Below are 20,446 nucleotides of genomic sequence, written 5' to 3'. Positions count from 1 at the left end.
CGAGGCGCCCGATCAGCGCGCCTCGTCCTCGCGAACCGGTTTGCGCATGGTGACCCACTCTTCCGCGGCGGTGGGATGGATGCCCAGGGTGTCGTCGAAGCAGGCCTTGGTCGCCCCCGCCTTGAGGGCGATGGCCAGGCACTGGATCTGCTCGCCGGCGTCCGGCCCCACCATGTGGCAACCCAGCACCTGATCGCTGTCGGCATCCACCACCAGCTTCATCAGGGTGCGCTCCTGCACCTCGGTCAAGCTCAGCTTGGTCGGCCGGAAGCTGCTCTGGAAGATCTTCAGCCGGTGGCCACGCTCGCGCGCCTCCTCCTCGCTCAGGCCGATGCTGGCCAGGTTGGGCAGGCTGAAGACCGCGCTGGCGATCAGGTCGTAGTTCAGCGGGCGATAGCTGTCGGGGCTGAACAGGTGTCGCGCCAGGGTCATGCCCTCGGCCAGCGCCACCGGAGTCAGTTGCACCCGACCGATGACATCGCCGATGGCGTAGATCGATGGCTCCGTGGTCTGGAAGGTCTCGCCGACCTCGATGAAGCCGCGCTCGTCCAGGGTGACGCCGGTGTTTTCCAGGCCCAGGTCATCCAGCATCGGCCGACGGCCAGTGGCATAGAAGACGCAATCGGCTTCCAGGAGGCGCCCGTCCTTCAGCGTCACCTGCAGGCTGCCATCGGCGGCCTTGTCGATCCGCGCCACGTCGGCGTTGAACTGCAGATCATGGCCACGTTTGAGCATCTCGTCGCGCAGGTGCTCGCGCACGCCCTGGTCGAAGCCGCGCAGGAACAGTTCGCGGCGATACAGCAGGGTGGTCTTGGTGCCCAGGCCCTGGAAGATCGAGGCGAATTCCACGGCGATGTAGCCACCGCCTACCACCACCACCCGCTTGGGCAGCTCCGGCAAGTAGAAGGCTTCGTTGGAGGTGAGGGCATGCTCGCGACCGGGGAAATCCGGCACGTCCGGCCAGCCACCGGTGGCGATGAGGATGCGCTCGCAGCGATAACGCCGGCCTTCCACCTCGACGGTGTGGGGATCGAGGATGCGGGCATGGGCCTCCAGCAGGGTCACTCCGCTGTTGACCAGCAGGGCGCGGTAGATGCCGTTCAACCGGCGGATCTCGTGATCCTTGCTGGCGACCAGGGTATTCCAGTCGAAGGCCGGGACCTCGGCGTCCCAGCCATAGCCCCGGGCCTGACGGAATTCATCGCGAAAGGAAGCGCCGTAGATGAAGTATTTCTTGGGCATGCAGCCCACGTTCACACAGGTCCCGCCGAGGTAACGGCTTTCCGCTACCGCCACCCGGGCCCCGAAGTCGGCGGCGAAACGCGCCGCGCGCACGCCGCCCGAACCGGCGCCGATCACGAAGAGGTCGAAATCATAGGTCGTCATGGAGCTCTCTCTCTGCTGCTGCTGGCGCCAGCATAACGCAAGGCCACCCCGGGCAGCGGCGCGGCTGGCCAACCGCCAGAAACGACGAGGCCACCCGCAGGTGGCCTCGTCCATCGCACAGGGCGTCTTACAGCGCCTTGTACAGATTCTCGAAGCAGAAGTTGGTGGCTTCCACGAAGCCTTCCGCGCTACCGCAATCGAAACGCTGCCCCTTGAATTTGTAGGCCAGTACGCAACCGTCCTGGGCCTGCTTCATCAGGGCATCGGTGATCTGGATCTCGCCACCCTTGCCCGGCTCGGTCTGTTCGATCAGGTCGAAGATGTCCGGGGTCAGGATGTAGCGGCCGATGATCGCCAGGTTGGACGGCGCATCTTCCGGCTTGGGCTTCTCGACCATGTTGTTCACCCGGTAGATGTCGTCACGGATCATCTCGCCGGCGATCACACCGTACTTGTTGGTCTCGTTGGCCGGGACTTCCTGGATGGCCACGATGGAGCAACGGAACTGGTTGTACAGCTTGACCATCTGCTTGAGGACGCTGTCGCCTTCCAGGTTCAGGCAGAGGTCGTCCGCCAGGACCACGGCGAAAGGCTCGTCACCGATCAGCGGGCGGCCGGTCAGGATGGCGTGACCCAGGCCCTTCATTTCCACCTGACGGGTGTAGGAGAAGGTGCAGTTGTCGATCAGCTTGCGAATGCCGACCAGGTACTTTTCCTTGTCGGTGTTCTTGATCTGGCTTTCCAGCTCGTAGCTGATGTCGAAATGGTCTTCCAGCGAGCGCTTGCCACGACCGGTGACGATCCCGATCTGATGCAGGCCCGCCTCCAGAGCTTCCTCCACGGCGTACTGCACCAGCGGCTTGTTCACAATGGGCAGCATTTCCTTGGGCATGGCTTTGGTCGCAGGGAGAAAACGAGTGCCATAGCCGGCTGCCGGAAACAGACATTTGGTGATCATGGGAGTCCTTTGATCTGTACGTGAAGGCAAAACGAACGGCGGTCTATCCAGCCGCTTGTCGCATACAATGCCCGAAGCGCGCGACGCTGGAAATAGCCAGGCATGGGCGCTCTGTGGACGTGCGGATACGACTCCAGGATTGCCTTCCGGTTCTGCGCAAAGCTGCAAAGAACTGCTATCGTCCAAAGTTTGGAACCAGCGTCACGACTCCGCGGATAGATCTCGACATGAAGAAATGGATGCTCCCGTTGCTGTGTGTTTCCCTCGCCGGCTGCTCCCTGGGCGGTCACCACGAGGTAGCGGAAACGCGGCCGCTCAGCGCGGAACAGACCACCCTGCTGCGCCAGAACGACCTTTTGCAGGCCAAGCTGCTGGTATTGGGTGGCAGCGAAGAACAGCTCAAGCTCGCGGATGCCCTGCTCTTGCGCAACGGCGGGACCAGTGCCGATGGCGAGGTGGAGTTCTATCGCGCGGTGATCGCCATCAAGCAGGGCCCGCAGACCGATGATGTCCTGGAATTGCTGAACGCCTCTGCCGATCATCGTTATCCGCTGGCCTATGCCCTGCTCTATCGCCTGTACACCGATCCCTTCCTGGTTCCTGAAGCGGATCCCATCCAGGCGCAGACCTACAAGAGCGCCTATGGCGAGCTGGCGGTGGCCAAGAGTGGCTATCCGTCCTTCGACAAGGCCGTGGAAGTCACCCGCCAGCTGGCGCCCTGAGCCGCCCCTCTAGCCGGCCGCTTTGCGGCCGTTCACAGTCTGGCACTGGCGAATGAGCAGCCGTTGACCTTTCCTTCATGTGAATGATGTCAATGGGCCGCACGACGGTAGCATCGAGCCTCTACCGTCCGCCGCCCAGAGCCATTCCCATGTCCTCGCTTGGCAAGCTGTCACCCGATATCGTTGCCGCCCGCACCGTGACGCAGCGGCTCGTCCTGCTGCTGATCGGGTTCTTCGCGCTGGCCATCCTGCTGACGCGGCTGCCGACCTTCATCAACGCCGCCAGTGGCGAAACCTGGCAGATCCGTGGCGGCCAGATTCCGCTGATGCAGTATCCCTCGATGCCGGAGCGCAGCGTGGTCGCCAATCGCCAACTGCTCGCCATGCTCGAACCAGGGGACCGCATCCTGGTCCTCGAAAGCGCGCCCTTCCGCCCCTGGAAGAAGGTCATGCTGATCGGCGAAGACAGTCGCATCGGCTGGATTCGCGTCACTCCGGCGCTGGGCGCGATCCGCCTGGAATGACGCCCGTCCCGGTGCGCGACGACAGCAGTCGCAGGACCCGGGTGTCATGCCAGCGATACCAGCGTTCATGGCCCAACCGTTGCGCCTGGCGATGCTCCGGATGGGCACCCCAGGCCGCGACCGCGGCTTGGTCGGTCCAATAGGACAGGGTGATGCCCAGGCCATCGGCGCCGCGTACCGATTCCACCCAGAGAAAACCCGGTTGCGCCTGCGCCAGCTCCAGCATGCGCGCCGCCATGCGCTCATAGGCCGGATCGTCGTCTGCCCGTTGCGAGACGAAGGCGATCACCACACAATCGGGCGGTAGGTCCGGCCGGCTCATGGTTGTAGTCTCCGCGCTGCGACCACGGCCTCCAGCCAGGCGCGCACCGCGGCGGGCACCCGGCCGGTCAGCGCTTCACGCTCGGGCTGATAGAGGGTGCCGAAGTGGCAGGGCTGGGTACCCAGCTCGAAGGCCACGGGCACCTCTTCCTCATCCCAGGCCAGTACCCGCCAGCCGGCGGCGAGCAAGGCCGGCAGGTACTCGGGATTTACGCCGAAGCGACAGTGATAGCTGGCCTGCGCCCGCAGACCGCCCTCGCCCTCCGCCAGGCGCGAACCAGGCTCCAGGCGGAGATCATTGTGATACTCGATGCGGGCACAGCTCAGGGGCGCCAGCAGCGCTCGCGACGTCAGCGGATCCTCCTCGGGGTGGGCCGCATCCGTCCATCCCAACACGGCATGAGCGTACTCCAGCAGGGCGTACTGCAGCCCGCCACAGGTACCGAGAAAGGGAATCCGTCGTTCACGGGCGGTGCGGATGCTCGCCAGCACCCCGTCTCGATTACGGTAGGGACTACCCGGCACGCACCAGAGGCCATCGCACTCAGCCAGGGCGCCATCGGCCGCCACACTCGGCAGCCAGCGTGATCGCAACGTGATGCCCAATGTCCTGGCGGTCAGCGCCAGGGCCTGGGGGATGGCCTGATGAGCCACGATGGAAGCGTCCTGGTCACCCAGGAGCACGATTTCGTAAGACGTCATGACGGATACCTGCAGGCGTGGAAGGTCCGACCGACTCTAGGGCGTCGGGGCCGCGGTTTTAATAGGCGTCGCGGACAGCAGGCCTTGCGCCACTGCCCTGTTGGTCACCGTCCAGTCAGGCGAGCCAAAAAAAGCGCCCGGTACCGCTGCTGTACCGGGCGCCGGATACCGCGCGATCAGGGCGCCGGATTGGGCTGGTCGACGTGGATGGCTTCGATGGCGGCCAGGGTTTCCTGGTCCAGTACCAATTCGCTGCTCGCCAGGTTGCTCTCCAGCTGGGCAAGCGAGGTGGCGCCGATGATGTTGCTGGTCACGAAGGGCCGGCTGGTGACGAAGGCCAGGGCCATCTGCGCCGGATCCAGACCGCGTTCCCGTGCCAGCTCGACATAGGCCTGGGCAGCCCTTTGCGCCTGGGGATTACTGTAGCGCTGGAAGCGTTCGAACAGGGTCAGCCGCGCCCCTTCCGGGCGCGCGCCCTGCAGGTACTTGCCCGCCAGCACGCCGAAGGCCAGCGGCGAATAGGCCAGCAGGCCCACCTGCTCGCGGATGGCCTGCTCGGCCAGGCCCACCTCGAAGCTGCGATTGAGCAGGTTGTAGGGATTCTGGATGGAGACCACCCGCGGCCAACCCCGGGTCTCGCTCAGGTGCAGGAATTGCTGGACGCCCCAGGGCGTCTCGTTGGACAGCCCCACATGGCGGACCTTGCCCGCGCGCACCAGGCCGTCGAGGGCCTCCAGGGTCTCTTCGAGGGGCGTGAAGGCCGCCTCGCTGTGCTCGTAGCCCAGCTGACCGAAGTAGTTGGTGCGGCGATCCGGCCAGTGCAGCTGGTAGAGATCCAGATAGTCGGTGTTGAGCCGCTGGAGACTGGCCTCCAACGCCGCGGTGAGATTGGCCTTGGTAAAGGCCAGACCACCCTCGCGGATATAGTCCATGTCGCGCCCCGGACCGGCCGCTTTGCTGGCCAACACCCAGTCGGCGCGATCGCCATGCCGACGGAAGTAGTTGCCGATGATGGTCTCGGTGCGGGTATAGGTCTCGGCACGTGGCGGCACCGGATACATCTCCGCCGTGTCGATGAAATTGACCCCAGCGGCCTTGGCGGCGCGCAGTTGTTCGAAGGCCTCGGCCTCGGTGTTCTGCTCACCCCAGGTCATGGTGCCCAGCGCGATGGCGCTAACCTTGAGATCGGTACGACCCAGCGATCGAAAGTGCATCAGGAAGCTCTCTGTCGGTGCGGAAGTCGTACAAGTTAGCAGGAGGCTGCCCGCTCTGCCCATCGCGCCGATGAGCCTTTCGATCGGGCGCCGACCACCGCACCCTCGCCAGGTGCGCCGCGAATCCGTAGAATGCCGCCCCGCCTCAGCGCCCTGGGTTCCCTCACCCCAGGTAACCAAAAAAGGACTGCCCATGTCTGCCTTGCTTGTCACCCCGCAGCGTGCCCTGGTGGCCGCGCTCGTCGCTTTCCATATCCTCATCATCATCGCCAGCAACTACCTGGTGCAGTTGCCGCTGCAGCTGTTCGGCTGGCACACCACCTGGGGCGCCTTCAGCTTCCCCTTCATCTTCCTGGCCACCGACCTCACCGTCCGGGTGATGGGCAAGGCGCCGGCCCGCCAGGTCATCGCCCGGGTGATGCTCCCAGCGCTAGTGGTTTCCTACGCGGTCTCGGTGCTGTTCCAGGACGGCGGCTTCCAGGGCTGGGCGGCGCTGGCCGCGCTCAACGTCTTCGTCCTGCGCATCTCCCTGGCCAGCTTTTGCGCCTATGTGCTCGGCCAGTTGCTCGACATCCAGGTGTTCGACCGGCTGCGGCGTTCGCGCCACTGGTGGCTGGCGCCTACGGTCTCGACCCTGTTCGGCAACGCCCTCGATACCCTGGCCTTCTTTTCCATCGCCTTCTGGCACAGCGACAATCCCTTCATGGCCAGCCACTGGCCGGAGATCGCCCTGGTGGACTACGGCGTCAAGCTGACGGTCAGCCTGCTGCTCTTCGTCCCCCTCTACGGCGTGCTGCTGCGCTCATTGGTGCCCCAGGCCTGGGCGCGTCGTCCGGACCTCGCCTGAGGCCAGGATTGCTGGCGGGCAGGGCTTGGCCCTAGAGTGATGCCCTCTTCACTGCCCAGGGTCCCGCCATGCTCGCCACTGCCCTCGCCCGCTTTCCGCGCCTGACGCTGCAACCCTCGGCGACCCCGCTGGAGGTCCTGCCGCGGCTCTCGGCAGAGCTGGGCCGACCGGTCTACTGCAAGCGCGACGACACCACCAGCCTGGCCCTGGGCGGCAACAAGGTGCGCAAGCTGGAATACCTGGTCGCCGAGGCGCTGGGCGCCGGCGCCGACACCCTGGTGACCGCCGGGGCCATCCAGTCCAATCATGTCCGTCAGACCGCCGCCGTCGCCGCGCAACAGGGCCTGGCCTGCGTCGCCCTGCTGGAAAATCCCATCGCCACCGCGGATCACGGCTATCTGCACGGCGGCAATCGCCTGCTGCTGGAACTGTTCGGTGCCGAGATCAGGTCGGTCGCCGCACTCGACGACCCGATCCGCCAGCTGGAGGCCGAAGCCGCGCGCCTGCGCCAGCAAGGACGCAAGCCCTGGGTGATCCCCATTGGCGGCTCCAGCGCCCTGGGCGCCCTCGGCTATGTGCGTGCGGGTCTGGAACTGGACGCTCAGTTGGACGCCCTGGATCTGCAACCCGCGGCCATCATCCTGGCCTCCGGCAGTGCCGGCACCCAGGCCGGCCTGGATCTGGCCTTGCACCATTTGCGCCCCGACCTGCCGGTGATCGGCGTCACCGTCTCCCGTACCCAGGCCGACCAGTTACCCAAGGTCACCCTGCTGCGCCAGCAACTGGCCGAGCTGCTGGGCGTCGCGCTGCCCCAGGATCCGCCGCAACTGCGCGACGGCTACTTCGGCCCCCGCTATGGCGAACCCAATGCCGGGACCCTGGCGGCCATTCGCCGGCTGGGCCAGCTGGAAGGCCTGGTGCTCGACCCGGTCTACACTGGCAAGGCCATGGCCGGCCTGCTGGACCTGGTGGCGAGCGGCGCCCTGCCACCCGGCCCGCTGGTCTTCCTGCACACCGGCGGCGCGCCGGGCACCTTCGCCTATGGCGACTGGTTGGCGTGATCGGCTAGCCAACGAACTGGACGATGGCATAACGTCAGCAGTTTTCGGACTTGGGATGTCAGATCAGACACCCCCATAGTGGCGCACCCTCACAACCTCAAGGATTTCCTTCATGCGCAAGCCTCTCCCCCAGCGTCTGCTCCGTAGCGCCGCCCTGCTGTTGGCCCTGGGCCTGGCCCACCAGGCCACCGCCCAGGCGGAAGACCTCCTGCAGACCGTCAAGCAGCGCGGCGAACTCGTCGTCGGCCTGGAAGGCACCTACCCACCCTTCAGCTTCCAGAACGAACAGGGCCAACTGACCGGGTTCGAAGTGGACTTCGCCAAGGCCCTGGCCAAGGAGCTGGGCGTCGATGCCAAGATTCAGCCCGGCAAGTGGGATGGCCTGCTGGCCGCCCTGGAATCCCGTCGCCTGGACGTGGTGATCAACCAGGTCACCATTAGCGACGAGCGCAAGAAGAAATACGATTTCTCCACCCCCTACACCGTCTCCGGCATCCAGGCCCTGGTGCGCAAGGACGACGTCGACAGCATCAAGACCGCCGCCGATCTCGCCGGCAAGAAGGTCGGTGTCGGCCTGGGAACCAACTACGAGCAGTGGCTGCGCCAGAACGTACCCAAGGCGGACGTGCGCACCTACGAAGACGATCCCACCAAGTACCAGGACCTGCGCGTCGGCCGCATCGACGCCATCCTCGTCGACCGCCTCGCCGCCCTAGAATTGCTGTCCAAGACCAAGGATCGTCTGGCCCTGGCCGGCGAACCTTTCAGCCGCCAGGAGTCGGGCATCGCCGAACGCAAGGGTGATCCGGAATTCCATGCCGCGGTCGACCAGGCCATCGCCAAGCTGCGCGCCGACGGCACCCTGGCCAAGATCTCCGAGAAGTGGTTCAAGGCCGACGTCACCCAATGAGCGACACGCTACAGCTCCTGCTCGATTCGCTGCCCTTCCTCCTGAAGGGCGCGATCTGGACCGTGGTCCTCAGCCTCGGCGGCATGTTCTTCGGCCTGCTGCTGGGCTTCGGCCTGGCCCTGTTGCGTCGCTCCCAGAGTCTGCCGCTACGCAGCCTGGCGCGGCTGTACATCTCGTTCTTCCGGGGTACGCCGCTGCTGGTGCAGCTGTTCGTCATCTACTACGGCCTGCCCGAGCTGGGTCTGCAGCTCGATCCGCTGCCGGCGGCGCTGATCGGCTTCTCGCTGAACATGGCCGCCTACACCGCGGAAATCATCCGCTCGGCCATCGGCGCCATCGACCGCGGCCAATGGGAAGCCGCTGCCAGTATCGGCATGACGCCGTTGCAGACCCTGAGGCGGGCCATCCTGCCCCAGGCCCTGCGCATCGCCCTGCCGCCACTGGGCAACAGCTTCATCTCGCTGGTGAAGGACACCTCGCTGGCCGCCACCATCCAGGTGCCTGAGCTGTTCCGCCAGGCCCAGCTGATCACTGCCCGCACCTTCGAGATCTTCAGTCTCTACCTGGCGGCAGCGCTGCTCTACTGGGTGCTGGCGAGCCTGCTGTCGACCCTGCAGAACCGCCTGGAACGGCACTACGGACGCCACATCAACGAACGAGGCCCGTCATGATCGAGGTGCAGGGGCTGTCCAAGTCCTTCCGGCAGCAGACCGTGCTCCAGGCCATCGACCTCCAGGTGGCTCAAGGCGAGGTGGTGGCCATCATCGGTCCCAGCGGTTCGGGCAAGACCACCCTGCTGCGTTGCCTGAATCTGCTGGAGACCCCAGAGGCCGGCAGCATCCGCCTGGGGGACCTGCGCATCGATGCCAACCGGCCGCTGAAGGCCCAGCAGGGCAGCATTCGCACGTTGCGCCAGCGCATGGGCTTCGTCTTCCAGAACTTCAATCTGTTTCCCCATCGCACCGCGCTGGAGAACGTGATCGAGGGTCCCCTCATCGTCCAGGGCGAGCCGCGCGATACCGCCCTCGTCCGCGGTCGCGAGCTGCTGGCCAAGGTCGGGTTGGCCGACAAGGTCGACAGCTATCCAGGGCAGCTATCGGGTGGCCAGCAGCAGCGGGTCGCCATCGCCCGGGCGCTGGCCATGCGCCCCCAGGCCATCCTCTTCGACGAACCCACCTCGGCGCTGGATCCCGAACGGGTCGGCGAGGTGCTGGAAACGATCCGTGGGCTGGCCCAGGAGGGTCGCACCCTGCTCATCGTCACCCACGAGATGGCTTTCGCCCGCGACGTCGCCCACCGGGTGCTGTTCATGGACGGTGGACGCATCGTCGAGCAGGGCCCGGCGGCCGAGTTGTTCAATCACCCACGCGAGGAACGAACCCGGCGCTTTCTCGCCAAGTTCGCTCGTGACAACGCCGCCGACTACTCCTGAGCCAGACCGGCGCAGCCCTGCAGGCTGGCCTGGCTGACGTTGCTGTTGGCCGGCACGCCATGGGTCAGCCAGACGTTGCCGCCGATGGTCGAGCCCTGGCCGATGGTGATGCGCCCGAGGATGGTGGCCCCGGCATAGATCACCACGTCGTCCTCGACGATGGGATGGCGCGGGTGCCCCTTCTTGAGGTTGCCCTCGGCATCGGCCGGGAAGCGCTTGGCGCCCAGGGTCACGGCCTGATAGATGCGTACCCGGTCACCGATGATGCAAGTCTCGCCAATCACCACGCCCGTGCCATGGTCGATGAAGAAGCCTTCGCCGATCTGGGCGCCCGGATGGATATCGATCCCGGTCGCCGAATGCGCCCGCTCACTGACCATGCGCGCCAGCAACGGCAAACCGCTGCGATAGAAGTGATGGGCGATGCGGTGATGGATCATCGCATGGATGCCCGGATAGCAGAGCAGCACCTCGTCCACGCTGCGCGCCGCGGGATCGCCCTGGTAGGCGGCGATCACGTCGGTATCCAGCAGACGGCGCAGGTCCGGCAACGCCAGGGCGAAGGCCTGCACCAGCCGGCGCGCCTCGTCGGCGCGATTGACGCCATTCTCGCCACGCTGCTTGGCGAAATAGTCCAGCTCCAGCTTCGCCTGGATCATCAACGCATTGAGCGCGCGCTCCAGCTCGAAGCCGACATAGAAGTCCTCGCTTTCCTGGCGCAACTGATCCGGACCGAGGCGCAGCGGAAAGAGCGCACCGCTCAGGGATTCGATCACGCTGGCCATGACGCTACGCGACGGCAATTCGCGGCCGCTGAATTCGCGGAAGCGTCCATGGGTCTCGCGCCATTGGCTGCGCGCCTCATGCAGTTCACCGACGATCCGTCCTAGTTGCCAGTCATTGCCGCCCGTGGATTGCCCGTTAAGTTCGCTCATAAGTCATCTATCCAGTTGCCAGGCTGACGAGGATAAAGTATCCGCTGATCCCTGACAGCCCACGTCGCGCCAGGCGCGCTAAGCTGTCGCCCTTTGTTCATCAAGGAACGCCGCCCATGATCGCCTCCCCGCTGGTCACCGCCACCTGGCTGCAGGAGCAACTCGGTCGCCCGGATCTGCTGATCCTCGATGCCAGTCTCTACCTGCCCAACGAACCCCAGATCGCCGACGAGACCTATCGACAGCAGCACATCCCGGGTGCCCTGCGCTTCGATATCGAACACTTCTCCGATCCGGACACCCCGCTGCCGCACATGGTCCCCAGCGCGGGCCGTTTCGCCCGCCTCGCGGGCGAATTGGGCGTCACCCCCGAGACGACCCTGGTGGTCTACGACCAGAAGGGCCTTTTCTCTGCTGCCCGGGCCTGGTGGCTGTTCCGCCTGTTCGGCCACGACCAGGTGATGGTGCTCGATGGCGGCCTGCCACTCTGGCGGGAACAGGGCCTGCCGCTGGAGGCCGGTGAAAACCAGCCCAGCCCGCAGCCGCCCTACCCGGTCATCTTCAACAATCGCCTGCTGTGTGGCCTGGGCGATGTGCAGACCGCGCTCAGCCTGGGCCAGACCCAGGTCCTCGATGCCCGCGGCGCCAAGCGCTTCACTGGCGAAACTCCCGAACCACGCCCAGGCGTGGCCTCTGGTCATATGCCCGGCAGCCAGAATCTGCCCTACGACAGCCTGCTGACCGCGGCCGGTACCCTGCTGCCACCCCAGGAGCTGCGCCAGCGCTTCCAGGCACTGGGTATAGATGGCCTGCATCCGGTGATCACCAGCTGCGGCAGTGGCGTCACCGCCGCGGTACTGCTGCTCGCCCTCAGCGTCGCCGGCCTGCCGGATGGTCGACTCTACGACGGCTCCTGGAGCGAATGGGGTCAGCATCCTGCTACGACTAAGGCGCTGGGCCCGGCCTGAGGCAGGCTAAGTCACTGATTTGCCTCAATACCTGTAGTATCCGATAGAGACGCCCAATCGTTGGCATCGCCTTTAACAATGAGGTGAATCGTCAAAATGCGATTAGTATGCGTCCTATCGATTTCAACCCTGACTTAAACCCATCAAGGAGTCATCAATGTCCCTGATCAACACCGAAGTGAAGCCTTTCACCGCGACCGCCTACCACAACGGCAAATTCGTCCAGGTGACCGAGGCCGATCTGAAGGGCAAGTGGTCCGCCATCGTCTTCTACCCGGCCGACTTCACCTTCGTGTGCCCCACCGAACTGGAAGACCTTGCTGACCTGTACCCCGAGTTCCAGAAGCTGGGCGTCGAGATCTACGGCGTGTCCTGCGACACCCATTTCGCGCACAAGGCTTGGCACGACACCTCGGAAGCCATCAAGAAGGTGAACTACCCGCTGGTAGGCGATCCCACCGCTCGCTTGGCACGCAACTTCGAAGTCCTGATCGAAGAAGAAGGCCTGGCCCTGCGTGGCACCTTCCTGATCAACCCGGAAGGCCAGATCAAGCTGTGCGAAATCCACGACAACGGCATCGGCCGTGACGCCAGCGAACTGCTGCGCAAGGTCCGCGCTGCCCAGTACGTCGCCAACCACCCGGGCGAAGTCTGCCCCGCCAAGTGGAAAGAAGGCGAAGCGACCCTGACCCCCTCGCTGGACCTGGTCGGCAAGATCTAACGCCCGCCTGATCTAGCCCGAGCGCCCGGGCGCCTTGCCCGCGCGCTCTTTTTTTGCCCATTTTTTACGGAAGCCACGTCGCCATGTTGGACGCCAATCTGAAAGCCCAGCTCAAGACCTACCTCGAACGCGTCACGCGCCCCATCGAGATCGTCGCGTCCCTCGACGATGGCGCGAAGTCCCGTGAAATGCACAGCCTGCTGCAGGACATCGCCAGCCTGTCCGATCAGGTCAGCCTAAGCACTGACGGCAGCGATGCGCGTCGTCCCTCCTTCGCCCTGCTGACCCCAGGTCAGAACATCGACCTGCGCTTCGCCGGCCTGCCCATGGGCCACGAATTCACTTCCCTGGTCCTGGCCCTGCTGCAGGTGGGCGGTCATCCCTCCAAGGCCAGCCAGGACGTCATCGAGCAGGTCAAGGCCCTCGACGGCGACTACCAGTTCGAAACCTATTTCTCCCTCTCCTGCCAGAACTGCCCGGACGTGGTGCAGGCCCTGAACCTCATGGCCGTGCTCAATCCCCGGGTCAAGCACGTTGCCGTCGACGGCGCCCTGTTCCAGGACGAGGTCGAGCGTCGCCAGATCATGGCCGTGCCCAGCGTCTACCTGAACGGCGAACCCTTCGGCCAGGGCCGCATGGGCCTGGAAGAAATCGTCGCCAAGCTCGACACCGGCGCCGCTGCCCGCTCCGCCGACAAGCTCAACGCCAAGGACGCCTTCGACGTTCTGGTCATCGGTGGTGGCCCTGCCGGTGCCGCCGCAGCCGTCTACGCCGCACGCAAGGGCATTCGTACCGGCGTCGCCGCCGAGCGTTTCGGCGGTCAGGTACTGGACACTCTGGCTATCGAGAACTTCATTTCCATCAAGGAGACCGAAGGTCCGAAACTGGCCATGGCGCTGGAAGAGCACGTCAAGCAGTACGAAGTCGACATCATGAACCTGCAGCGCGCCGAGCAGCTGATCCCGGCCCACGAAGCCGGCGGCCTGCATGAGGTTCGCTTCACCGATGGCGGCTCGCTCAAGGCCAAGACGCTGATCCTCGCCACCGGTGCCCGCTGGCGCGAAATGAACGTCCCGGGCGAGCAGGAATACCGCAACCGCGGCGTGGCCTACTGCCCGCACTGCGACGGCCCCCTGTTCAAGGGCAAGCGCGTCGCCGTGATCGGTGGCGGCAACTCGGGTGTCGAGGCCGCCATCGACCTCGCCGGCATCGTCGCCCAGGTGACTCTGATCGAGTACGACGGCCAGTTGCGTGCCGACGCCGTGCTGCAGCGCAAGCTGTTCAGCCTGCCCAACGTGACCGTCATCACCAGCGCCCTCACCAGTGAAGTCAAGGGTGACGGCCAGAAGGTCAACGGCCTGGTCTACAAGGATCGCAACTCCAGCGAATTCCATCACATCGACTTGGAAGGCGTTTTCGTACAGATCGGCCTGGTGCCCAATACCGATTGGCTCAAGGGCACCGTCGAGCTGTCGCCGCGTGGCGAGATCGAAGTGGACGCCCGTTGCCAGACCTCCCTGCCCGGCGTCTTCGCCGCAGGCGACGTCACCACCGTGCCCTACAAGCAGATCGTCATTGCTCTGGGCGAAGGCGCCAAGGCGTCCCTGGCCGCCTTCGATCACCTGATCCGCACCAGCGTCTGATTGGTCTCGTGCTCTTTTCTCAGCCCGGCAACCGCCGGGCTTTTTTTCGTCTGGCGCTTTTCCGCTGCGCCCTGGCATGTTTCTCGCTGCAACCTAACCAGGCGTCATAAAGATGGGCACGAACGGTCTAGGAGTTCTTCCCGGACTTTCGTTAGGATCTTAGTGCCGGGTTCCTAGACCTGGCAGCTCCAGCGGTTGAGGACCAGGCGACATATGCATAGACAGATTTCTTCCAGCACCCACGATTCCTATCCCCCCAAGCTGGCGCCCGCCACCCCGCTCACCCATCCTGAACTCGTAGCCTCTCTGGAGGCCACCCTGGCCCAACGCCAACCCGGCCCGGTGTGGCTGTTCGCCTACGGCTCGCTGATCTGGCGCCCCGAGTGCCCCGCCGTCGCCGTGCGCCGGGCTCGGGTACATGGCTATCACCGTGGCCTCTATCTCTGGTCCCAGCTACACCGCGGCACCCCCGAGCAGCCTGGCCTGGTACTGGGCCTGGATCGCGGCGGCTCCTGCTCGGGCTTCGCCTACCAGTTGCCCGATGATCAGCTGGACGATCATCTGCTGGCGCTCTGGAAACGGGAGATGCCGGATGGGTCCTACCGCCCCCGCTGGCTGCAATGCCACCTGGAAGACGGCAGCAAGGTGCAGGCGCTCGGCTTCGTGCTGAAGCGCAATCTGCCCTGCTACGCCGGCAGCCTGCCCGATGACATCCTCAACCGCGTCCTGACCGAAGCCTGCGGCCATTTCGGCACCACCCTGGAATACGTCGAGCGCACCATCACGGCGCTCAGGGCCCACGCCATGCCCGATCGCAACCTGGAAGCCCTGCTGCAGCGCTATCGCAGCGCTCCGCTGCTGGAGGCCATGCAGGGATGAGGCAACGTCAGATCGACCCCCACAAGCTACTGCTCAGCAAATGGACGGCTGTCCAGCCACGCGAACGGCAAAAGCACTTCATCGTCACCCGGGTTCATACCCCGGAAGTCGAGAGCGACCCCATCTCGCAGATAGATCTGCAAGCCGTTCTCACTCGTCGTACCTGGACGCTGGACTGGCACGAGTTGCAGGATGCAGAATGCTGGCTGCAAGGCTGGCAATGAAACTCCGAAAGCAGGGCCGGGATTTTGCGACTAGCATCGCGATATGACGGCACTTTTCTGCAAAGGTGAAACCCTGTAGCAGCCAATGCTGTCACAGTGCCACCTTTGAACAGGAAGCTCTTCCGGATGACCCTCTATGTCGAACTCGCCAGCGCCTTCAACACCCTCAAAGGCGGATTCGAGCCCCTGCGCTGCGTGATCTCCACGCGTGACCAGCGCGCCTACGATGTCGAGGTCTTTTCCCGCAGCGGTCAGTCGGTACTGAATCGCCCTATCGCCCGCACCGAATTGCTCGACGCGGCCATGCTCGAAGCCTTCATCCTCGACAGCCGCTCTCGTATCGAACGCGATGCGGACGAAACGCCCTACTGGACGATTCCCTCGTAAACGAAAAAGGCCACTCGAACAGGAGTGGCCTTTTCATTTGAATGGTGCCCGAGGCCGGAATCGAACCGGCACGACGGTTAAGTCGAGGGATTTTAAGTCCCTTGTGTCTACCAGTTTCACCACTCGGGCAGAACCGAACCCTCAGACAAGCGGATTCGTAGAACCTGATCCAGTATTCACACATCCCTGGATGATGAAAAGCCCCGTAGACCTGGGATCTACGGGGCTCTCAATAGTGGAGGCCGAGGTCGGAATCGAACCGGCGTACACGGATTTGCAATCCGCTGCATGACCACTCTGCCACCCGGCCTCAAACCTGAATGTCTTGCGACACTCATGTAAAACATGGAGCGGGAAACGAGACTCGAACTCGCGACCCCGACCTTGGCAAGGTCGTGCTCTACCAACTGAGCTATTCCCGCTTGGTGACGGGCGCCATTTTATCTGAGCCACCCTTTATGTCAAGCCATTGATTCAAAAAACTTATTTCTTTTTCTCGGCGCTCATCAGATGCGGCCAGGCCGCCATCAGATAGGTGCACATCGACCACAGGGTCAGGGCTGCTGCGACGATGAGCAACGCGTAACCACTGATGACCCAGAAGGTCATCTGCGGCGGGTTGGCCAACAGGATGACCAGCGCCAGCATCTGCGCCGCCGTCTTCCACTTGCCCAGATTGGATACCGCGACCTGGGCCCGGGCGCCCAACTCGGCCATCCACTCCCGCAGCGCCGATACCACGATCTCGCGACCGACGATGATGACGGCAGGCAGCGTCAGCCAGGCATTGGCATGCTCCTGCACCAGCAACACCAGGGCCACGGCGACGATGAGCTTGTCCGCTACCGGATCCAGAAAGGCACCGAAGGGCGTGCTCTGCCCCAGGCGCCGCGCCAGATAACCGTCCAGCCAGTCGGTCGCACAGGCGATGGCGAAGATGGTGCTGGCGGTCCAATAACTCCAGTGGACTGGCAGGTAGAACAGGATGACAAAGAGCGGAATGAGGAAGACGCGCAGTACGGTAAGCAGATTTGGAATATTCATTGGCGCGGCTGTTGGTGAACGTGAGGCGATTCTACTCGCTGTGCAAGGCCGCATAAATCTGCTCGGCCAGCTTTTTGCTAATGCTTGGCGCTTTGGCGATCTCTTCGATGCTCGCACGCTGCAGCTCACGGAGTCCGCCAAAGTGCTTGAGAAGCTCCTGCCGGCGCTTGGGCCCGATCCCGGCAACCTCCTCCAGCGATGACGTCCGGCGCGCCTTGCCACGGCGTGCGCGGTGCCCGGTGATGGCGAATCGGTGCGCCTCGTCGCGAATCTGCTGAATGAGGTGCAGCGCGGGCGAATGAGCCGGCAGGGTGAATTCGTTGGACGGATCGTCCAGATAGAGGACTTCGAGACCCGGTTTGCGGGTAACGCCCTTGGCGACGCCCAGCAGAACCAGGTCCGGCACCGCCAGCTCCCGGAGCACCTCACGGGCCATGGCCAACTGGCCCTTGCCACCATCCACCAGCAGGATGTCAGGCAGCTTGCCCTCGCCCGCCTTGAGCCGACTGAAGCGGCGGGTCAGCGCCTGATGCATCGCCGCGTAGTCATCGCCAGCGGTTACACCCTCGATGTTGTAACGACGATAATCCGATTTGAGCGGTCCTTCCGGCCCGAAGACCACACAGGACGCCACGGTCGCCTCGCCGCTGGAATGACTGATATCGAAACACTCCAGCCGCTGAGGCGGTTCCGGGAGATCCAGCGCCTGCACCAGGGCATCGAAACGCACGCCCATGTGCTGCCGATTGGCCAGTCGCGTATTCAGCGCCTGCTCCGCATTGGTCACCGCCAACTGCTGCCAGCGGGCTCGGGTCCCCCGGACGCGATGAGCGATGACCAGCTGCCGCTTGTGGACCTCGGCAAAGGCATCGATCAGGGTAGCGAAGTCCTCATGGACGGAATTCACGATGACCTCGTCCGGCAGATCCCGCTCCAGGTAGGCGAGGTAGTATTGCTCCAGGAAGGCCGCCAGCACTTCGCTGGAGTCCTCCTCGATCCCTACCTCCGGGAAGAAATTCTTGCTGCCCAGCACTCGTCCGCCGCGGACACTGACCAGGTGCACGCAGGCACCGCCCGGATTGACGAGAGCCGCGATGACATCGACATCACCGGTGCCACCCTCGATGCTCTGCTGATCCTGAACCCGTCGCACCAGGGCCACCTGATCACGCAACTCCGCTGCCCGCTCGAACTGCAGATTGACCGAGGCGCTTTCCATCTTGGCTTGCAGTTCTTCAGCCAGGGCATTGCTGCGCCCTTCCAGAAACATGGCCGAATGACGGACGTCCTCGCCATATTCTTGCTCGCTGACGAGCGCGACACAGGGACCCTTGCATCTCTTGATCTGATACTGCAGGCACGGCCGCGTACGATTGCGAAAGTAGTTGTCATCGCATTGCCGTACCTGAAAGGCTTTCTGCAGCAGATTGAGACTTTCGCGGATGGCACCGGCGCTGGGATAAGGACCGAAGTAGCGCCCCTTCCCTCTCTTCTCTCCACGGTGAATGGTCAGTCGCGGATACTGATCCTCAGTCGAGAGATAGACATAGGGGTAGGACTTATCATCCCTCAACAGGATGTTGTAGGGCGGGCGCCACTGCTTGATGAGATTCTGTTCCAGCAGGAGCGCTTCGGTCTCGTTGCCGGTGATGGTGGTCTCGATCTGAGCGATCTTGGACACCATGGAAGCCGTCTTGGGTGCCAAGCCGGTCTTTCTGAAATAGCTGGAAAGTCGGTTCTTGAGATTCTTGGCCTTACCAACATAGAGGAGCTTGCCGCCCTCATCGAACATCCGATATACACCCGGACGTCCACTGCAACCGGATAGAAAGGCTGCAGCATCGAAAGATTGACTCATATCAACTCGTTGCATCTACCATGCCGTGGCGAACAGCCAACATGGCTAGTTCGACATCGCTGGTAATCGATAATTTCTCGAAGATCCGATAGCGATAGGTGTTGACGGTCTTCGGCGACAAACAGAGCTTGTCGGAAATGACCTGGACTTTCTGGCAACCTGCGATCATCAGCGCGATCTGAATCTCTCGCTCGGACAGCTGATCGAAGGGCGACGCTTCGGCCTTGGACTGAAAGGGTTTCAAGGCCAGCTGCTGGGCGATCTGCGCACTGATGTAACGCCGACCGGCGAAGGCCTGCTTGATGGCGGTGATCATCTCTTCGATGTCGGCACCCTTGGTCAGATACCCTGCAGCACCCGCCTGGAGCAGACGCGTCGGAAAAGGATCTTCCTCGCAGGCCGTGACGACCACCACCTTCAGGTCGGGTCGGCTGCGCAGGAGCTTGCGGGTAGCTTCCAGCCCACCGATACCGGGCATCCGGACGTCCATCAGGACTACATCCGGCTCGAGCTCACGGGCCAGCATCAGTGCATTTTCGCCACTGTCTGCCTGGCCGACGACCTGGATTCCTGCCACATCCGCCAACATCCGTACGATGCCGGTACGAACAAGATCATGATCGTCGACAACTAGCACCTTGATCAAAATCGAATCCCCTTCGCTTGCGCTTTCATCGCTTGCGTCACCTAAACAACTATCCGCTGGCCCTACCCGTTAAGGAATAGGATCCTAGGCTACGCTATAAATTTGATTGGTCATGCAAAGAAAAAGGGGTACGACGCTTCGCACCCCTTGCCTGCCGGCCTTAGGCCATTGGGCATTGTATACCGAAAAGAGCTGGAGAAATGAAGCAGATCGGAATCATTCCCGGTCAGGTTACCAATGGTTCGCCGAGGTGTTGGCTCAATCCGCAAGATCCAGGCCTGACCGTCGAAGGCCTCCCCGCTCCCCTGCGCGCCACCCTGATAGCCCGCAAACCCTGAACCCAAAAAGCCCGGCATCTGCCGGGCTTTTTCTTGCTCTTGTAACGCTGCGGTAGGTTGGGTTGAGCGCAGCGAAGCCCAACATCCAGCCATCCGATCGCGGCCATGGGCCGCTCCTACTGCATGCCTTCTAGCAGGAGCGGCCGCATCGGCGGACCACCATGGCCGCAACAGCCCGGCGCAGCCGGGCTGTTGTGGCTCTTTTGCTCTTTGCAGAATGCCAGCAGCGCCCGTCTAGCAGGCCCTGCGCCAAGCTCTCCGACGCTCCGCTTCTAGTCCCCTCTCCCCCCGGGAGAGGGCTAGGGTGAGGGCAACCTCAGCGACCTAGCCTCAGGCTTTCGCTTCCCGATCATCTGCCCCAGCGCCTAGGCATCCTGCCCCGCCAAACTTTTCCCGCCCCAAAGACAACACCCCCGCCAGAATGAACTGAGCGGGGGTGCTGGGTGTTAGGCGCTTGACGATGACCTACTCTCACATGGGGAAGCCCCACACTACCATCGGCGATGCATCGTTTCACTTCTGAGTTCGGGAAGGGATCAGGTGGTTCCAATGCTCTATGTTCGTCAAGCAATTCGGTTGGCTGGCCAGGCGTAGAGCATGCCTGGCTGGCCCAATTGGGTCGGTGATCGAAGTAGACGTGTCGTCTTTGGGGTCTTGCGAACCCACGCGCCGTTTTCGGCGTCGTCTTCCTCACGCTCTGACACGCGGTCAGATTGTTTGGGTGTT

23 protein-coding genes, 3 tRNA genes and 1 rRNA gene are annotated in these 20,446 nt (G+C 63.6%); 14 read left to right on the top strand and 13 right to left on the bottom strand.

Features of this window, described 5'->3' with window-relative positions:
• Positions 1-12: 12 nt before the first annotated feature.
• Together gorA and galU are read right to left on the bottom strand one after the other, a co-directional pair.
• Positions 13-1,386: a glutathione-disulfide reductase gene (gene gorA / locus FEZ61_RS03825; protein ID WP_093255878.1), complete on the bottom strand. Its 1,374-nt coding sequence runs from the start codon at positions 1,384-1,386 to the stop codon at positions 13-15.
• 127 nt (positions 1,387-1,513) lie between these two features.
• Positions 1,514-2,344 (bottom strand): UTP--glucose-1-phosphate uridylyltransferase GalU, encoded by an 831-nt coding sequence (gene galU / locus FEZ61_RS03820; RefSeq protein ID WP_007161840.1) that lies wholly within the window; start codon positions 2,342-2,344, stop codon positions 1,514-1,516.
• A gap of 227 nt (positions 2,345-2,571) precedes the next feature.
• On the opposite strand from galU, the gene FEZ61_RS03815 reads away from it, so the two are divergent.
• Complete coding sequence (locus FEZ61_RS03815; protein ID WP_026083720.1) at positions 2,572-3,066, top strand: hypothetical protein; 495 nt, start codon at positions 2,572-2,574, stop codon at positions 3,064-3,066.
• A gap of 149 nt (positions 3,067-3,215) precedes the next feature.
• The gene (locus FEZ61_RS03810; RefSeq protein ID WP_064308804.1) at positions 3,216-3,590 is read left to right on the top strand and encodes a hypothetical protein; all 375 of its coding nucleotides are present in this window, start codon (positions 3,216-3,218) and stop codon (positions 3,588-3,590) included.
• Here the strand turns inward: FEZ61_RS03810 and FEZ61_RS03805 are convergent.
• The 3 genes from FEZ61_RS03805 to FEZ61_RS03795 form a co-directional block, all read right to left on the bottom strand.
• Positions 3,556-3,912, bottom strand: coding sequence for an antibiotic biosynthesis monooxygenase (locus FEZ61_RS03805; protein ID WP_017639968.1), 357 nt, complete (start codon positions 3,910-3,912; stop codon positions 3,556-3,558). The two genes, FEZ61_RS03810 and FEZ61_RS03805, sit on opposite strands and share 35 nt — an antisense overlap.
• The gene (locus tag FEZ61_RS03800; RefSeq protein WP_173147316.1) at positions 3,909-4,613 is read right to left on the bottom strand and encodes a hypothetical protein; all 705 of its coding nucleotides are present in this window, start codon (positions 4,611-4,613) and stop codon (positions 3,909-3,911) included. The genes FEZ61_RS03805 and FEZ61_RS03800 overlap by 4 nt, the downstream gene beginning before the upstream one ends.
• Before the next feature lie 176 nt (positions 4,614-4,789).
• Complete coding sequence (locus FEZ61_RS03795) at positions 4,790-5,827, bottom strand: NADP(H)-dependent aldo-keto reductase (RefSeq protein WP_173147314.1); 1,038 nt, start codon at positions 5,825-5,827, stop codon at positions 4,790-4,792.
• A gap of 193 nt (positions 5,828-6,020) precedes the next feature.
• On the opposite strand from FEZ61_RS03795, the gene FEZ61_RS03790 reads away from it, so the two are divergent.
• From FEZ61_RS03790 to tcyN, 5 genes are all read left to right on the top strand, one after another.
• The gene (locus tag FEZ61_RS03790; protein ID WP_064308808.1) at positions 6,021-6,674 is read left to right on the top strand and encodes a 7-cyano-7-deazaguanine/7-aminomethyl-7-deazaguanine transporter; all 654 of its coding nucleotides are present in this window, start codon (positions 6,021-6,023) and stop codon (positions 6,672-6,674) included.
• Between the two features lie 68 nt (positions 6,675-6,742).
• Positions 6,743-7,735, top strand: a complete 993-nt coding sequence (locus tag FEZ61_RS03785; RefSeq protein WP_173147312.1) for a D-cysteine desulfhydrase — start codon at positions 6,743-6,745, stop codon at positions 7,733-7,735.
• Between the two features lie 112 nt (positions 7,736-7,847).
• On the top strand, positions 7,848-8,645 hold the full coding sequence (tcyJ, locus tag FEZ61_RS03780) for a cystine ABC transporter substrate-binding protein (RefSeq protein ID WP_017639973.1): 798 nt from the start codon (positions 7,848-7,850) through the stop codon (positions 8,643-8,645).
• The gene (tcyL, locus tag FEZ61_RS03775) at positions 8,642-9,316 is read left to right on the top strand and encodes a cystine ABC transporter permease (protein WP_064308810.1); all 675 of its coding nucleotides are present in this window, start codon (positions 8,642-8,644) and stop codon (positions 9,314-9,316) included. The genes tcyJ and tcyL overlap by 4 nt, the downstream gene beginning before the upstream one ends.
• Complete coding sequence (gene tcyN, locus FEZ61_RS03770) at positions 9,313-10,077, top strand: L-cystine ABC transporter ATP-binding protein TcyN (protein WP_173147310.1); 765 nt, start codon at positions 9,313-9,315, stop codon at positions 10,075-10,077. Before tcyL ends, tcyN begins: the two co-directional genes overlap by 4 nt.
• Here the strand turns inward: tcyN and epsC are convergent.
• Complete coding sequence (epsC, locus tag FEZ61_RS03765; protein WP_017639976.1) at positions 10,068-11,012, bottom strand: serine O-acetyltransferase EpsC; 945 nt, start codon at positions 11,010-11,012, stop codon at positions 10,068-10,070. The genes tcyN and epsC overlap by 10 nt on opposite strands.
• Positions 11,013-11,128: 116 nt before the next feature.
• Between epsC and sseA the strand changes: the two genes are divergently transcribed.
• The 6 genes from sseA to FEZ61_RS03735 all read left to right on the top strand — a co-directional run bounded on the left by sseA (position 11,129) and on the right by FEZ61_RS03735 (position 15,834).
• On the top strand, positions 11,129-11,980 hold the full coding sequence (gene sseA, locus FEZ61_RS03760; RefSeq protein ID WP_173147308.1) for a 3-mercaptopyruvate sulfurtransferase: 852 nt from the start codon (positions 11,129-11,131) through the stop codon (positions 11,978-11,980).
• 157 nt (positions 11,981-12,137) lie between these two features.
• Positions 12,138-12,701, top strand: coding sequence for an alkyl hydroperoxide reductase subunit C (gene ahpC, locus FEZ61_RS03755; protein ID WP_007161854.1), 564 nt, complete (start codon positions 12,138-12,140; stop codon positions 12,699-12,701).
• An 83-nt stretch (positions 12,702-12,784) separates the two neighbouring features.
• Entirely contained in the window at positions 12,785-14,344 is a 1,560-nt protein-coding gene (gene ahpF / locus FEZ61_RS03750) for an alkyl hydroperoxide reductase subunit F (protein WP_068384018.1), read from the top strand.
• A 213-nt stretch (positions 14,345-14,557) separates the two neighbouring features.
• A complete protein-coding gene (locus FEZ61_RS03745; RefSeq protein ID WP_173147306.1) occupies positions 14,558-15,223 on the top strand; it encodes a gamma-glutamylcyclotransferase in 666 nt (221 codons plus the stop codon).
• Entirely contained in the window at positions 15,220-15,447 is a 228-nt protein-coding gene (locus FEZ61_RS03740; RefSeq protein WP_173147304.1) for a TIGR02450 family Trp-rich protein, read from the top strand. Before FEZ61_RS03745 ends, FEZ61_RS03740 begins: the two co-directional genes overlap by 4 nt.
• Positions 15,448-15,573: 126 nt before the next feature.
• Positions 15,574-15,834: a hypothetical protein gene (locus FEZ61_RS03735; RefSeq protein ID WP_007161858.1), complete on the top strand. Its 261-nt coding sequence runs from the start codon at positions 15,574-15,576 to the stop codon at positions 15,832-15,834.
• A 42-nt stretch (positions 15,835-15,876) separates the two neighbouring features.
• Here FEZ61_RS03735 and FEZ61_RS03730 read toward each other — a convergent pair.
• From FEZ61_RS03730 to uvrY, 6 genes are all read right to left on the bottom strand, one after another.
• Positions 15,877-15,963 (bottom strand) — tRNA-Leu (locus tag FEZ61_RS03730).
• Between the two features lie 107 nt (positions 15,964-16,070).
• Positions 16,071-16,144: transfer RNA gene (locus FEZ61_RS03725), tRNA-Cys, on the bottom strand.
• Positions 16,145-16,180: 36 nt separating this feature from the next.
• A tRNA-Gly gene (locus FEZ61_RS03720) sits at positions 16,181-16,256 on the bottom strand.
• Between the two features lie 61 nt (positions 16,257-16,317).
• Positions 16,318-16,878 (bottom strand): CDP-diacylglycerol--glycerol-3-phosphate 3-phosphatidyltransferase, encoded by a 561-nt coding sequence (gene pgsA / locus FEZ61_RS03715; RefSeq protein WP_007161859.1) that lies wholly within the window; start codon positions 16,876-16,878, stop codon positions 16,318-16,320.
• Positions 16,879-16,909: 31 nt separating this feature from the next.
• On the bottom strand, positions 16,910-18,736 hold the full coding sequence (gene uvrC / locus FEZ61_RS03710; protein WP_173147302.1) for an excinuclease ABC subunit UvrC: 1,827 nt from the start codon (positions 18,734-18,736) through the stop codon (positions 16,910-16,912).
• Between the two features lies 1 nt (position 18,737).
• Positions 18,738-19,382: a UvrY/SirA/GacA family response regulator transcription factor gene (gene uvrY / locus FEZ61_RS03705; RefSeq protein WP_027599189.1), complete on the bottom strand. Its 645-nt coding sequence runs from the start codon at positions 19,380-19,382 to the stop codon at positions 18,738-18,740.
• 167 nt (positions 19,383-19,549) lie between these two features.
• Here uvrY and FEZ61_RS24575 point away from each other — a divergent pair, with 167 nt between their 5' ends.
• A complete protein-coding gene (locus FEZ61_RS24575) occupies positions 19,550-19,720 on the top strand; it encodes a DUF1698 domain-containing protein (protein WP_313959675.1) in 171 nt (56 codons plus the stop codon).
• A 452-nt stretch (positions 19,721-20,172) separates the two neighbouring features.
• Here FEZ61_RS24575 and rrf read toward each other — a convergent pair.
• Positions 20,173-20,288: ribosomal RNA gene (gene rrf / locus FEZ61_RS03700) — 5S ribosomal RNA — on the bottom strand.
• Positions 20,289-20,446 lie beyond the last annotated feature (158 nt).

This window comes from Pseudomonas sp. MS15a(2019) (genome assembly GCF_013277805.1).
In the GTDB taxonomy this organism is placed as follows: Bacteria; Pseudomonadota; Gammaproteobacteria; order Pseudomonadales; family Pseudomonadaceae; genus Chryseomonas; species Chryseomonas benzopyrenica.
Note: the sequence above shows the minus strand (reverse complement) of the source record. Positions and strands in the feature narration are given on the sequence as shown.